Origin of the sequence: Chryseobacterium lathyri, from assembly GCF_003290185.1 — a bacterium.
Classification (GTDB): Bacteria; Bacteroidota; Bacteroidia; order Flavobacteriales; family Weeksellaceae; genus Chryseobacterium; species Chryseobacterium lathyri.
In genome coordinates, this window is record NZ_QNFY01000013.1 from 1 (window position 1) to 15,186 (window position 15,186).

12 protein-coding genes are annotated in these 15,186 nt (G+C 39.5%); 6 read left to right on the forward strand and 6 right to left on the reverse strand.

Translation table 11 applies throughout. The annotated features are described in order from the left end of the window. Window positions 1-47: 47 nt before the first annotated feature. A complete protein-coding gene (locus DRF61_RS17330; RefSeq protein WP_111959322.1) occupies window positions 48-1,595 on the reverse strand; it encodes a T9SS type A sorting domain-containing protein in 1,548 nt (515 codons plus the stop codon). Between the two features lie 339 nt (window positions 1,596-1,934). On the opposite strand from DRF61_RS17330, the gene DRF61_RS17335 reads away from it, so the two are divergent. The 5 genes from DRF61_RS17335 to DRF61_RS17355 all read left to right on the forward strand — a co-directional run bounded on the left by DRF61_RS17335 (window position 1,935) and on the right by DRF61_RS17355 (window position 10,058). Beyond that, complete coding sequence (locus DRF61_RS17335) at window positions 1,935-2,543, forward strand: RNA polymerase sigma factor (RefSeq protein WP_111959324.1); 609 nt, start codon at window positions 1,935-1,937, stop codon at window positions 2,541-2,543. 93 nt (window positions 2,544-2,636) lie between these two features. Further along, window positions 2,637-3,845, forward strand: coding sequence for a FecR family protein (locus tag DRF61_RS17340; RefSeq protein WP_111959327.1), 1,209 nt, complete (start codon window positions 2,637-2,639; stop codon window positions 3,843-3,845). 246 nt (window positions 3,846-4,091) lie between these two features. Continuing rightward, window positions 4,092-7,352: a SusC/RagA family TonB-linked outer membrane protein gene (locus DRF61_RS17345; RefSeq protein ID WP_157963391.1), complete on the forward strand. Its 3,261-nt coding sequence runs from the start codon at window positions 4,092-4,094 to the stop codon at window positions 7,350-7,352. 11 nt (window positions 7,353-7,363) lie between these two features. Further along, window positions 7,364-8,785: a RagB/SusD family nutrient uptake outer membrane protein gene (locus DRF61_RS17350; RefSeq protein WP_111959331.1), complete on the forward strand. Its 1,422-nt coding sequence runs from the start codon at window positions 7,364-7,366 to the stop codon at window positions 8,783-8,785. Continuing rightward, on the forward strand, window positions 8,778-10,058 hold the full coding sequence (locus tag DRF61_RS17355) for a TlpA disulfide reductase family protein (RefSeq protein ID WP_111959333.1): 1,281 nt from the start codon (window positions 8,778-8,780) through the stop codon (window positions 10,056-10,058). Before DRF61_RS17350 ends, DRF61_RS17355 begins: the two co-directional genes overlap by 8 nt. 35 nt (window positions 10,059-10,093) lie before the next feature. On the opposite strand, the gene DRF61_RS17360 is transcribed toward DRF61_RS17355, so the two are convergent. The 5 genes from DRF61_RS17360 to mobA form a co-directional block, all read right to left on the reverse strand. Next, window positions 10,094-10,375, reverse strand: coding sequence for a hypothetical protein (locus tag DRF61_RS17360; protein ID WP_111959336.1), 282 nt, complete (start codon window positions 10,373-10,375; stop codon window positions 10,094-10,096). A gap of 225 nt (window positions 10,376-10,600) precedes the next feature. Next, on the reverse strand, window positions 10,601-10,834 hold the full coding sequence (locus DRF61_RS22685; RefSeq protein ID WP_146896945.1) for a hypothetical protein: 234 nt from the start codon (window positions 10,832-10,834) through the stop codon (window positions 10,601-10,603). Between the two features lie 340 nt (window positions 10,835-11,174). Continuing rightward, window positions 11,175-11,891 (reverse strand): LytTR family DNA-binding domain-containing protein, encoded by a 717-nt coding sequence (locus DRF61_RS17365; protein WP_157963392.1) that lies wholly within the window; start codon window positions 11,889-11,891, stop codon window positions 11,175-11,177. Window positions 11,892-12,327: 436 nt separating this feature from the next. Beyond that, the gene (gene mobB, locus DRF61_RS17370) at window positions 12,328-13,566 is read right to left on the reverse strand and encodes a conjugal transfer protein MobB (RefSeq protein WP_111959340.1); all 1,239 of its coding nucleotides are present in this window, start codon (window positions 13,564-13,566) and stop codon (window positions 12,328-12,330) included. A 1-nt stretch (window position 13,567) separates the two neighbouring features. Continuing rightward, window positions 13,568-14,005 (reverse strand): conjugal transfer protein MobA, encoded by a 438-nt coding sequence (gene mobA / locus DRF61_RS17375; protein WP_111959342.1) that lies wholly within the window; start codon window positions 14,003-14,005, stop codon window positions 13,568-13,570. Between the two features lie 624 nt (window positions 14,006-14,629). Here mobA and DRF61_RS17385 point away from each other — a divergent pair. Next, window positions 14,630-15,088, forward strand: a complete 459-nt coding sequence (locus DRF61_RS17385; RefSeq protein WP_111959346.1) for a DUF3408 domain-containing protein — start codon at window positions 14,630-14,632, stop codon at window positions 15,086-15,088. The last annotated feature ends 98 nt before the right edge of the window (window positions 15,089-15,186 follow it).

The window sequence follows — 15,186 nt, forward strand, 5'->3', positions numbered from 1 at the left end:
CCTACCAGGCTTATAAGACACATGTAGATTTTTTTCATTATTTATGTTTATTTTTTTATCAGTTTAGCATTAGCTGTTTTTCCCAAATCTGTTTTTATCATCACCAGATATGCTCCCTGAATTAGATTCTGAGTATTAATCTTCGTCACTTTATTTTTAGTTTTTAGGCTCTGAAGCTGTCTTCCACCCATATCATACAGCATAATATCAGCCTCTTTGAACTCAAGGCCTATTTCTACGTAAGCATAATCTGAAACAGGATTAGGATAGATTTTGATGTCCTGTTTTTCGATCAACTGGTCGATCTGTTTATCCCCCAGTTTTATGATTTTCCAGTTTTCTTCTCCAAGCGTATCGGCACTGGTTCCTGCTAAAATGATCGAGCCATCTCTGTTTAATTTGATGTCTGAAAGCCTTTCTTCTCTCTTACTGGACTCGCCTTTGATGTATTTACGCCACTGTTCATTGCCGTTTTGATCTAAATATAGCATCCAAAACTTTTCATCATCAGCTTTAATCCTTTCTTCGGATTGCGTGTAGCCACCAATCAATACTCCCTTTGTATTTTTGTCATCAGCAGAATGTAAAACACTCATTCCCATTAAAACGTCTCTGCCACCAAAATTGTAGGATTTCTGCCACTGCTCGTTGCCTTTTTCATCAAGGGCAACCAGCCAAAGGTCAGTTTTTTCCTCTATTCCCACCGTTTTATTGCCGGATATTTCTGATCTGGATTCTCCACCGATGACATATCCATTTGAAGTCAAAGCCAGTGTTCTCAAATGGTCATCAGCTGTACCACCGTAGTTTTTCTCCCATTGAACCTTACAATTTTTATCCAGTTTGATAATGTGAAAATCTCCTTCGCCGTAGTTCTCTGTCTTTTTTGTTCCTCCAACACCACTCCTGGAATAGATCCCTAGCAAGGCTCCTCCATCTTTGGTGGGAATCATCTTTTCAACTTCATCCAATCCTTTTCCTCCTAAAATAGACTGGGAGAGTTCTTTCCCGTCTTTGTCCAGTTTTATAATCAAAACATCTTTTGAACCGTGGCCTTTAGCTGAATTCTGAACATTTCCGGCTACAAAGAATCCTAAATCTGTAGTTTGAATAACTGATCTTGCTTCTTCATCGGATGCTGACCCTAAAGTTTTCTGCCAGATTTGATCACCAAATTCGCTAAGCCTTATCAACCATAGGTCTGAACCTCCTTTAGACTCGTCTTTCTTATCCAGACCTTTCCCTGAATAAGAAGTTCCCGCCAGAAGAAATCCTCCTTCCTGGGTGGCGATGGAAGCAGATAAGTAATCATGGTTATTTCCTGAGAAATATTTTTCCCAAACCAGTTCACCCTTCTGGTTGAGTGTGACCAAATGATAGTCGTAGCCGTTGTTCTGCTTTGCGCTCGCAGAGCTTGTCAAAGCGCCGGATTGAATCGAACTGCCCGAAATGAGATATTGTCCGTCAATGGTTGTGGTAACCTGGCTTAGAAAATCCTGCGTGGAGGATTTAATGTCTCTCTGCCAGAGTATATCCTGGCTGTAAATTGTAGAAATAGCACACATGATAAGTGCACCTGAGTAAGTTTTTCTCATAGGCAATTGTATTTCGATTTTAAAAAGTTAAATTTAAAGAAAATTTATTTCACTACAATGGGGTTTTCCCCATATTTTGTTTGTGGTTTTTACGGTGAGATATAATATTTTCAACAAACAATTACTTATTAATTTTTTGTTAATACAAAGGTAGATACGGATAGCGACAAAACATGTCGTATTATAATAATCATGCTAGTGAAAATTGCGTAATCCAATTTCTTCTTCACATGAAGGAATCAATACACTTATTTTTACATATTAACATCTATTAATAATCTAAATTGTCAATCACTTGATTTTGCCTTAACAAAATTTTAACTTTACTGTGTATTTATAATGAAGCTGTCACTTGCCACCGATGAAAAGGAACTGCTGCTTAGATTGCGGAAAGGGGATCATATTGCTTTTGAGCTTCTCTACAATAAATACTATCAAAGCTTAACCGGCCATCTTATTCGGCTGCTAAAATCAACTGAGCTGGCAAAAGAGGTTGTTCAGGATACTTTTATGGCGGTATGGGAGCATCGGGACCGTATTGACACTGAAAGACCGTTAAAATCTTATATTTTTAAAACAGCCACAAACAATACCTTCAATATCTTTAAAAAAGCTGCATACGATGAAAAGTACAGGGCTTATCTTTTTCCAATTATAGAGGTAGGTTATGAACACATCGAGGCACGGGTTTTCGAAAAGGAAAACGAGCAGATGCTGGGGGAAATCATGCAGAGGATGTCTAAAAAGCAGCGGGAAGTTTTTGTACTCTGTAAATTGCAGGGAAAGAGTTATGAAGAGGCAGGTAAGGAACTGAACATATCCACTAACACCATACATACCCACATTAAAAGAGCCAATCTTTTTATTAAGGAAAGCCTGTCCCGTTATCCCGAATTTGTCACCTCCGTTATCATTTCTGTGTCATTTGGATTGAACCATCTTAATTAGGTTTTTCGCTGTTTTATCAGTTTGTTAAAATTTATTTTTTTTCTTGTCCCCGGAAAATGTGTTTCGGTTGTATTACCTATAAAAGCATAGATTTTGGATAACAGAGCAGAAATCGAATATCTTTTCGGCAGGTATCTTTCGGGTAAATATACCGTAGAAGAACTTACTGCACTTCTTCACTATTTTAAGATAGATAAAGAGGGCGACAGACTGAAGGCACTCATAGAAAAAGAGCTTAATAGTCCGTTAGACTTTTCCGGTAATGCCGGTGAGATAGAAGAAGTAGGCGCATACGTCAGAAATTCGTTAAATAGAAAAATACATGCTGTTTCAAAACCCCGCATCCCATACCTAAGGATAGCTGCTGCAATAGCGGCACTACTGTTAATAACCCTGGCAGTGTATTTTATCGGCAGCCATCCTGGGACTACTATACCAAAGACTGTAACGATCGGTGATATTGCACCGGGCACTCAGAAGGCAACACTTACCCTTGCCAATGGGAAAACCCTTATATTAGAGGGTTCCGCCAACGGGCTGATTGCAAAAGAAACAGGCATTAGCATTGCCAAAACGGCAAATGGCGAACTGGTGTATTCCAGTGCCAAAAACGGGAACGACCTTCCGCCTGCAAACCCTTCCTCATTCAATACACTTTCAACCGCCAATGGCGAAACGTACAGGGTCATCCTGCCGGATGGCTCCAAAGTATGGCTCAACGCCGGCACCACGTTACAGTATTCTGCTGTCCTGAGAGAGCGGGGAAAGCGGAAAGTAATACTGGTAGCCGGCGAAGCCTACTTTGAAATAACAAAAGACAAAAAACATCCTTTTGTCGTAGCGACCCCCACTCAGGAAGTTGAAGTACTCGGAACACATTTTAACATCAACAGCTATGCAGATGAAGGCAAAACTGTAACCACTCTGGAAGAGGGCTCAGTTAAGGTTTTGCCGTCGGACAACAGCGGTAAGCAAAAACCCATCATATTAAAGCCTGGTGAGCAGTCTTTATATGCAGACGGGCATTTCCAAGTTCGTGAAGCTGATCTGCAGACGGCACTGGCGTGGAAGGACGGCATGATGTATTTTAAGAAAGCTGATCTCAGAACCATTATGAGGCAGGTGGCGCGCTGGTACAATATTAAAGTAGAATTTCATGGCGAAGTACCGCGCAGGCTGTTTACAGGCGGGGTATCAAGGAACACAAGCCTTTCTACACTATTTAGAATGTTCCGGTTCAATGACATCCATTTTACGGTAGAAGACCATCCACAGGGAAGAACACTGATTATAACACCATAGTAAAAAAAACATTAACACCGACCGCCTATGCCATAAAAAAGAAGATTAGTAATAGTTAATGATCGTTTCCAACATAAAAATGCCGGTAGTACTGTGATGGGTACTGCCGGCTAAGTTGGGGGCGTTAAGATCATCCAGTTTAAAAGAGAAATCAACTAACCCAACAAACAAATGTATGAAATTTTTTACATGCTTCGCTACGGCTGTGGCCATTGGCAAAAGCACCTGACCAAACACCTGCTGGTTATGAAACTCATTGCACTGCTCATTCTGGTATCCTGTTTTAAAGTAACCGCAACAGTACATGCGCAAAGTATCAGTATTTTCGTAAAGCAGGAACCTATTGAAAAAGTATTTGAAAAAATACAGAAGCAAAGCCGGTACAGTTTTTTTTATGACGAAAACATTCTATGCAGGACAGGCAAAGTGACACTGAGCCTCAAAAACAAGAGCCTGACCGAAGTCCTTGATAAAGTCTTTAAGGACCAGCCACTAGTCTATGAAGTAATTGATCAAACCATTCTGGTAAAACCAAAAGAAAAAGGAATTATAGAGCAAATTTCTGATTTTTTAAAAAAACAGACGGTAACCGGAACCGTGACCGATGAAAATAACCAGGCTTTGGCCGGAGCAACTGTTACGGTAAAGGGTACCGGTGTTCATACCGGTACAAATAGTGAAGGGAAATTTACCCTGCATAATGTAACCGATAATGCTGTTTTACTGGTTACCTATATCGGGTATATCACACAAGAAGTCAGTGTAAAAAATGCAGGAAAGATTATCCTTATCAAAAGTGAATCAAAGCTTGACGAAGTGCAGGTTATTGCATACGGAACGACAACCAAACGGCTAAATACCGGATCGGTGGCTAAAATATCTGCAAAGGAAATAGAAAGCCAGCCCGTATCCAATCTTTTAGCCACCATGATAGGACGTGTTCCCGGAGCAGATGTAATACAGAATAATGGGGTCCCCGGTTCTACTTTTTCCATCCAGATAAGAGGCAGGAATTCCCTGGCGCAGGGCTCAGAACCCCTGTTTATTATCGATGGAGTACCCTTTGCACCTAATAACAACAACATTGCCGTCCAAAATTCTGTTTCCAATGGCTTAAGCCCTTTTTCGAGTATTAATCCGAATGATATTGAAAGCATAGAGGTTCTAAAAGATGCCGATGCAACGGCTATTTACGGTAGCCGCGGAGCCAATGGGGTGGTTCTTATCAGTACTAAAAAAGGAAAATCGGGTGCGACGCGGTTCAATGTCCGACACTTACAGGGATACAGTGACATTGCCAAAAAAATGAACATGCTTACCACTGAGCAATACCTGGCACTTCGGGAAGAAGCCTTTAGAAATGACAATATTACTCCGTCTTCTGCACCCGGCACCGAAGCTTACGCGCCTGATCTTTTACTATGGGACAAAAACAGGTATACTGACCTAAGAGATTTGATTATGGGACAGACGGCGAGCACCATGAACAGCGCTGTAAATTTGAGCGGAGGTGACAACAGGACCCAGTTTTTAATAGGAGGAAGCTTTAACAGGGAATCCACTGTTTTTACCGGGGATTCAAGGTATAAAAAAGGGACTATTAACCTCAATATTAATCATAAAGCTCTTCAGGACAGGCTTGAAATCGCCTTCTCGACCAATTATTCCCTTGAATCCAATAGACTTTTTAATGGGAATGCTCTTTATTACAGCAACCTTCCTCCCAACCTTCCCCAGCTTTATAATGCTGATGGAGATCTGAATTGGAGCCAGGATGGTGCTTCCTTCTACAATCCCGTTGCTTTTACCAAAAAGGAGTTTAGTTCCTATCGCAAAAACCTGATTTCAAGAATGCAGGTATCCTATTCCCTACTCAACAATCTGAATATCAAAACCTCTTTTGGGTACAATGACCTCAATGCAGATGAAAGGTCGTATGATCCTCTGTCTACGCAGGACCCGTCAGGGGATGATTATGAGGGATTCGCACAATATTCCACGAATTCTTTTTCCAGCTGGATCATAGAACCGCAGATTGATTATAGTATCAAAAGGCAAAGAGGCTCGCTGCACTTCACCCTGGGGGCGAGCTTGCAGAGTACCCTCAATGAGGTGCAGTCGCTTAAAGCTTCCGGTTATAGCAGCGACCAGCTGCTAAAGTCGCTTGCAGCAGCAACCATCCTGAGCAATCAATTTAACTCCTATGCGCCGTATAAATACGCAGCAGCTTTTGCTCGGATTAATTACAATCTGGACAATAAATACCTGATCAACTTGTCAGGCCGCAGAGACGGATCAAGTCGTTTTGGGTCTGATAACCAATGGGGTAATTTTTATGCCATTGGTGCCGGATGGATCTTTTCAAATGAAAATTTTCTCTCACAAAAAAACAGCATACTGTCTTTTGGAAAACTAAGGACAAGCTACGGGATCACAGGCAACGACCAGATCGGCAATTATCAGTATCTGGATACCTGGTCCACCTGGCGCCCTTACCAGAGAAGCACAGCATTATATCCAAGCAGCCTATTTAACCCCAATTACGGATGGGAAGTCAACAAAAAATATGAAGCGGCACTGGAAACGGCGTGGCTTAATGAAAGGATATTCTTGAATATAGCATTTTTCCTAAACAGGAGTGATAACCAGCTTGTCCAGTACATCCTCCCATCCCAGACCGGTCACTTCAGTATCAATAGGAATTTCCCTGCGCTTATCGAAAATAAAGGATGGGAATCAGAACTTACAATCAAGATTTTCAAAAATCAAAATTTTCAGTGGGAAACAGGCTTTAATATAACAATTCCAAAAAACAGGTTGTTACGATTTGAAAACCTGCAAACCTCTGCTTATCAATCGAAATATGTCATTGGTGAATCCCTAAATGTTATGTATGGGTACAGATCATTGGGTGTGGATCCCCAAATCGGAGTATATGAATTTCAGGATACTAATGGTGATGGTACAATAAATAATTTCGATTACGCAGTTTTGGGAACGTTAGACCCTAAGTTCTATGGCGGCTGGTCTAATACTTTAAAATATAAGGGATTTTCCATCAGTGCTTTTTTCCAGTTCAAAAAACAGACCGGAACAACCATCCTCAATGAGATCTATTCGAACTCGCAAAGTTTTCCCGGAATGATGTTCAATCAGCCTAGTGCCGTGATGGCCAGATGGAAAAACCCGGGTGATATTACTACCGTCCAAAAAGTCTCTGCGACCACTTCCAGTGAAGCGTACAGGATTGCCAATGAATACGTATTACAATCCAATGCTGTTCTTGGAGATGCTTCTTTTATAAGGCTTAAAACCCTCGAATTATCCTATAATCTCCCTACTTTGTTGTCAAAAAAAATTGCAGCCGGATCGTGTAATCTATTCATTCAAGGCCAGAACCTGCTGACTATTACCAGGTATAATGGCTGGGATCCGGAAACGCAGGGAAATATACTTGCAGTACCTCCATTGCGCTCTTTAACATTGGGCATAGCGTTACACTATTAACTCATCAAATTATGAAAAAGACATTACGAAATAGGATACCATATGACCATACAAGAGTGGTTAAAAAAGTGCTTACCGTGATCATGCTGGTAATAACTGTATGCTTGACCTCCTGCAATAAGTTTTTGGATGTTGGCGCGCCGCATGACCGATTAGGAGCAGATGATATATTTAACAATAGCGAGAAAGCAACTTCCGCCGTAGTTGGCATATATTCACAATATATGGGAACTTCATTGTGGTATTCATCGGGAGGCATAACCGTATTCACAGGGCTCAGTTCGGATGAGTTTTACAACACCAATACCTCCAATAGTTCCTACAATGAACTTCGGACCAATTCTTTAACCTCTAAAAATTCCCTATTGGATTTTAATATATGGGACAGGGCTTATAAGAATATCTACCAATCCAATATCTGTATTGAAAAGTTGAGAATAGCAGATCAGTTACCCAACGGTGTTAGAAAACAGCTCCTGGGAGAATCACTATTTACAAGAGCATTTGTCTATTTTTATCTTGTAAATATTTTTGGTGATGTTCCTCTTATCCTCTCCACAGACTATCGGCACAGCACCGAAAAAGGCAGAGACAAATCGAGCGAGGTTTACATCCAGATTGTTGCAGATCTTGTTGAAGCTGAAAAGCTGCTACAGGATTCCTATGTTACCTCCAACAGAGTACGCCCCAATCTAAAAACTGTTCAGGCATTTTTGGCAAGGGTTTACCTGTATACCCAGCAGTGGGATCTGGCATTGGCTAAATCCACTGAAGTGATTGAGTCCGGCATCTATTCGCTTGATCCGCTCAATAAAATATTCTCTATCGAAGGGAACGAAACCATCTGGCAGCTTATGCCCGTTCAGCCCTCTTGGAACACCACTGAAGCAAGACAGCTATTACCCCTCAGCACTTCTGCTTCCACACTGGGTCAAATAGCTTTAACAGATTATGTAATAAATGGCTTTGAAGCGGGCGATGTAAGAAGGAATCAATATACAGTTTCAAAAATTGTAAGCAATAAAACGTACCATTTCGCACAAAAATATAAGGCCATTGCCATAGGAACGGTTTCAGAATATTATAAGGTATTCAGACTGGCAGAGCAATATTTGATACGGGCCGAAGCTTATGCACATCAAAACAACAATCAACTGGCGGCTGATGATATTAACAGGTTGAGGGATAGAGCCGGGCTCGCTAAAATTACCGGTGACGCTCAGAATATTGTAACGCTGATCGAGAAGGAACGTCAATCGGAACTATTTGCCGAGTGGGGACACCGCTGGTTTGACCTGAAAAGGACAGGGCGCGCTTTAGACGTTTTAAAAGCTAAGCAGCCGGATATAACTGCCACCGATCTTTTCTATCCGATACCCAATTCTGTACTTCTTTCAAATCCGTTTATTAAACAAAATCAAGGTTATGAATAATCCAAAATTTTTGCATAAAAAGACACTTTTACTAATAATAGCTGCCCTGTTTATTTTTAAAGCCCAGGCACAGGTCTATGCGATAGGTGATACTGTAGAAACGATTAAAGCAAAGTCTTTGGTGAACTGGAAAGAAGAGGAGTTTTCTTATAAAAAAGGGAAGGCGCTTATTCTCGATTTTTGGGCGACATGGTGTTCGCCTTGTATCGCGCAGTTTCCGAAAACAGATTCCCTGAAAAACAAGTTTTCCAAGGATCTTGATATTATCGGTGTTACGAGTGATAAGAATACAGTCGTCAGCAAGTTTTTAATAAACTATGAAAAGAACTTCGGCATCAAGGTTGCTTCTGTTACTGATGATCAGCTCCTGAAAAGATACTTTCCCCACCGCGAGATACCCCATTATGTGTGGATCAGCAAAGAAGGCGTAGTCGTTGCTATAACAACACCTGAATATGTTAATGAAGAGAATGTAAGGAAACTTATCGCAGGGGATACATTATCGCTTCCGGTTAAAAATGAACAGGAAGATGTTGCAACCTATAAGGTGCTCAGTCCGCTCATCCAGATTGATGAAAAACGAGGCTTCCCCGCGTTGAAATCCTATTATTATCTCGGAAATTATCAAAAGGAAACACAGTCTTTTAGTACTGCTCCGCTGTTTGACAAAACAACTAATACAAATAGAATCAGGGCCATTAATTCATCACTTTCCAAACTCTATACCCTTGCATATCTGGGGCTGGACGGAATGAGCTATTTCCATAAAAGCAGAGTAATGTATGAAGGAATTGAAGAACTTAAAGCTGATCATACGACCAAACAAAATCTTTTTTCCTATGACCAGATCATACCGGGGAATAATGAAAAAGAAGCTTTAGATAAAATGAAAAAGATTTTAGATATTGAATTTGGAATAACTTCTAAAATTGAAAACAGACGTGTGAAGTGCCTTGTATTAAAAGCAGGTAAAGGAATTCGGCTATCTGCACCTAATTCAAAAGTAGAATTTATTGAAACCAAGGACTCCACAATTAAAAATAATGTGCCTCTTGAAAATTTGCTTAGTATTTGGATTGATGGAGATACGCCATTATTTCCTCTAGCCATCGTCGATGAAACAGGACTAGATAAAAGGCAACGATTAAGTGTTTCTTTACCTCTAAAGGCAAAATCAGATTTTGATAAATTGATATTAGGATTAGACAAAGAAGGACTTATTCTTACTAGAGAATACCGCGATATGCAGGTTATTGTATTAAGTAAAAAATAAAAAAGGGAGCTGCAACAGCAGCTCCCCAATCTTAATTAAGGTTGTGCCTTTTGAGCTGTATAGCGAACCGGTCCTACCGGAGCCCCGTTATTTTCATCGTCATATCCTCTAGCGCAAGTAAAATTACTCCCTGGACATTCAGCTTCCTGTTCGGCAATTGTTTTTTCTCCTAAATAGCTGCCACCAGGACTAAACCAGTGAAGTTCGGTTTGTGCAGATAATCTCTCATTATTGTTATCTGATCTTGTGAATGCAAATGTTGCGATTGTGCCGCCAGCAATAACTAATGCTGTAACGGCAGTTTTTAATGTGTTCATTTTATTTGTTTTATGGTTAAGATTTTGGCAATAAAATATTACCGTGAATGAATTGAAAAGGCACAGACGGGGGTAGTTGTCTATGTTTTACTTTTGCAATCTGAAAAGGGTTAAACATTGTTTATAAAATTTAATTCCCTAACGGAACCATTGCATCGGTCTGATTGTACATCAGCCGTAACCGCCTTGCCCAGAAATCAGTGATCATGCCGGAGCACCTCCCTGTTATTCATGTTGTGGGGCTTTTTTGAATCTTTGCTGTGTCCATTTGGTCAGGTGGTAGCCTTTACAATAATCACATGGGTACGCCCTTATTTGTACTGGCTTTCCTCTCCGGTGCTTGATGCGTTTTCCAGTTAGCTTGTTAACTATTACCTTTCTGAAGAAATACATTAAACCTACTGCCTGATCCAGAGACGGCAAAGACCGTTTTCCTGTGGCATCGCATATCGGGTACATAATGAATCGATTTCAATAATTATTTCGGGGGTTGCCTAAATGATTACGCTAGGCAATTTATTTGTTTCGCATGGCTTTGGTTTTAAATGTTCAGATGGGCAGACACGGCATTATTGTGATAGTGAAGCTGCCAATTCAATTCGTTATCTATCTGATTGTAAATCTATAACATTAAAAACGTACAAGTCAATAGGTTGTGACATAAAGGGTGCGAAAAAACATAAGGACAGCCGTTGAAAGCCTATGAACAGGGGCTGTGTTTTTTCGCACCGGGTGCGTAATGACATAAAAAGGATATGAAACAACATGAAATGGACATGAAATAGCATGAATTTTTCTGTTAAAACGTGTTAAAAAAACGAGTAATTTTCAAAATATGTTCTTTTGTCACTACAAATTGATTCATATTCTGATTTTCCAAAAGATGGGAATACTTATTTTTAAAGATCAGTTCAAGCGTATTTCTTTTCAAACCGGGTCGGTACCCTTCAACCATGCTAAAGTTCAGCACAACCGAGCGATTGATCTGTAAGAAGTTGTAATCTTTGAGCTGGTCTGTTACAGCTCCAAGCGTTTTTTTAACAGGATACTCTTCTCCATTAAATGCAATAAATTTCACCTGTTTTCTAAAACGGTAAAAATATAGTATGTCATGGGATATATCAAATTCCAGATCATTGCCTTTATATTGTATGGTCAACGTTGATGTTCCTATACTTTTAGAGTGTAGATTGTAATGATTATCGAAATTAATTACTGACGAAGGTTCAGTTAGTACCAGATAAGAAAAAAGATAAGATCCATTCAAAAAGATAAAAAAAGATAAAAGAAATGGAAATTCGATCAGTAAAAAGCCATTTTCAATAATATTCTGGTCGAGAGTCTGAGCGTATTTTGAAATGAGTAAAAGCAGTATTATGACCGGAATAACTATACCAAGCCCAAACTGCACTAAAGACCGTTCAACAGGTATTCGTCTCCAATCTAATTTTTCGTCAAGCCACGTAGTAATTGTATGTATATAAATGATAAGCAATAATAATATACTAACATTCATAACAACGCTAATATAAAATGTCGATGATAGTAGTGCATGTAGGAGAAATTGAGGCTTGCCATGCAGGAAAACGCGAAAAGATGAAGCAAAAATTAAAATTAGATATAGTTTTGTGTTGTTGTAAGTAATGGTTTTCATGGTAAAAGTTTTATATCACACATCCATGTGAAATATTATTAGAGAATAAATTTACAAAAGTAATTTTAATCAGCTCAGTATCAGTACCTAGATTAAAGCTATAATTTAACTTTTATAAAAAGGCATTATAGCATTTTCTAATCCGAAGTTTCCGGAAGCCCACTGGACAATCTAAAACCATATCGGTAAAGTTGATTGACAGAAATGAAAAAAACGGTTTTTAGATATTCTTCTTTTAGAAACGCCACCAACAATTTTAATCGACTGGTGTAATCTAGGCATCTTTCTTTATGGTAATTTACATTTGTTGTCCCGGTTTTCGTTTCTTTCTTTTCTTCATTTGGTTTTCAAATAGATGTTCTTCAAAATCATCACCATTATTTACCGGTAGTAATCCGCCCAATCCTTCAACAAAATCCGGTTCATCTTTACCTGGGAAATTAAAAAGATGATGCGGTTTTTCGTCCTGCGTATTTTTAACTTCAGGCTTCTGATTATTGTTCCACCATTCATTGAAAATACCCGCAGAAAATTCTTTACCAAGACGTGAACCATTCCAAACCGTTTTAGATCGGTGATCAATGAAGGTGATCCCATAGATTCGTCCCTCAGAGGTCCTGCGTACAACCGTATTAATACCCTGATCCAAGAGTTGTTTTTTAAAATCTTTCTCGTCCTTTGCCTTATGGATGGCCCGATCAATGGTATTTTTAATTACACCTTTTACGGGTTCTTTTTTTAGTGATTCTGCCGAAGTAGCAAAATGGCCTTGAAGCATTGTATATCCCGCGCTTTTTCCGAATAGGGAGGCTTTAAAAGGATTACTGGCCTTTTCTCCGTTTTCATTCAGTGCAAAATAGACCAGGCCCTGTTTTTGTATTCCGTGCAATTCACCCTTCACTTCTTCTGAGGTAATGTTGAAAAGAGATAACAGAGCATTGTATTCGCCCAGGCTTTGAAACCTGTAATATTTTGGAACATGTCGGATGACAGATGCAATCTGACTTTTTATATCACCCTTTTTATAGTTTACAGGGCTGAAAATCCGGTCATCCACTGAGGTGCTTTTTTCCGTTGCGGGGGTAAGTTGATATTTAGTTTCCAGTTCCCTGCAAATTTTCATTGAACGGGGACGGTCATATTTGTCAGAAATTTTTTTCCCATCGATAGCTACAGAGGTAGATACGATATGGATATGAGTTCGGTCTATATCTGTATGCTTAAAAACTACAAATGGCTGGTCTCCGTAGCCCATTTGCTCCATATAGTCCTCGGCAATAGCCTTGAATTTTTCGTCACTGACCTGATCTTTGGGATCAGGATTGAGTGAAATATGTAAAACAGGCTTTTCTGTTTTGTTATTGGCAAGGAGATAGGGCTCAAAAGAACGGTACAAATGACCAACAGTATAAATACCATCTACAGTATCCGGTATCTTGTGGGTAAGCAAAATTTTCCCGTTTTCCTTATCTACTTTTAGCTGATTATAGCTTAGCGCACCCATTAAATTCTCACCTTTTCCTACTTTTGCAATCATTTTAATGATCTTTTTTCAAATGTTTTTCTTCAAATTCCTGCGTCAGACGAATAATTTCCCGGAATAGCTTTGCCATTTCTACAGTTTCTTTTTCCAGTTTAAAGAGGTAAGCCGCTGCTTTTTTTTCAGAAAAATTACGGTACAATATCTTCACTACCTGGTTGTAATTGACACCCACTGCTCTAAACTGTCCGTAAAAATCTGTTAAGCGTGTATGGTAATCAATAGCTCCCATATCAATTTTTACGGTCTTAATGGTCCGCTGAAAAATGCAGGCGGTGATGAAATGCGCCATGACTTTCATTCCGGACTGCTCAAAGAGAGAAAGAAACTTTGCATTCTCCTGAGCATTCAGGCTAATAGAATAACGAAATACGGCAGGATCATTTTTAGGATTACGTCCGCCTTTCTTTGGCCTGTTGTTATTGTTTTCTTCCATATCAATCCATTATTAAGTATTTTAAAAACCGGCGACTTCGGAGCCGGTTTCAAGCCCCCGGCAGGGCAAGGTTTTGAGCAGCGGAATTCATTCCGAGCTGCTCAAAACATAACTTGCTCCTTTCCGGTGAAAGGATAATCCGCTTTAAGGCGGATTATTTTAGCAGGGATAAAGAACCCATTCTCCAATTCAAATTTAGGAAGCAGCAGCTGAATAACAGCTGTTTTAACCCAAGCCAAATGATGCCATTTAATGCCAAATGAAGCCAAACAGGGTTTGTTTTTCGGTAGGTTAGGAAATTGATATTTCCTTTGTATCTGCATATTCAGATAAATGAATAGGCACAGAACCAAAAAAATAAAGAAGTAAAGAAATAAAAGAGTAAAAAGAGGAATGGGTACATCTTTAAACCTCTGCTGAATTAAATCGCTGAAAGGATGTGGAAATAAAAGAATATAGAATGTAAAAGCTACACTTTTAAATCAGTACTGAACCGCACCAATAAAAAGAAGATACAGTTCAACAAATACATCATGTTATACAGCAACAGCTGAATAAATCTGTGGAGCAATACCCAAATGATTACATATAAAATGCCATCAACCTTTAAAAAATCATATCATCATGGAAGAACAGAAACCAGACCAAAAGAAAAAGCCAGCCCTGCCCGAAATAAGCAATACCGAAATGTTAGATTTAATACTTGAACCTGCTGAACCTTCTCCGGTAGCAGCAATAGTTCCTGAAGTGGAAAGTGATATACAGAATGAAGAAAATACCTCTTCGGGCGCTTCCGGTAACAATGGGATGTCTACCGTTTTAAAGGGTAAATCCAAGCGCACCGTACAAAATAATTATGAAACTCTTTTTTTGCAGGGAAGGAATATTTCGGGAAGCAAGGGCAAGGTAGTTTACATCCACCCTGATTTTCACCGTAGGATCACGCGCATCCTGCAAATAGTGGGTGAAGATAAAATAAGCCTGTTCACTTATCTGCACCATATACTGGAACATCATTTCAGTCTCTTTGAAAAAGAGATCATTGCAGATTTTAACAGAAAGAACAACGAGCCTATCCTATAAGAGTATTGACAGAGCAAGGTACTCTTAAAGCCAAACACTGCCACCCGATGCCAGTTTGAGGTCGTGCCTCGATTCCGGGATTAATTTCCGGAAAAGTG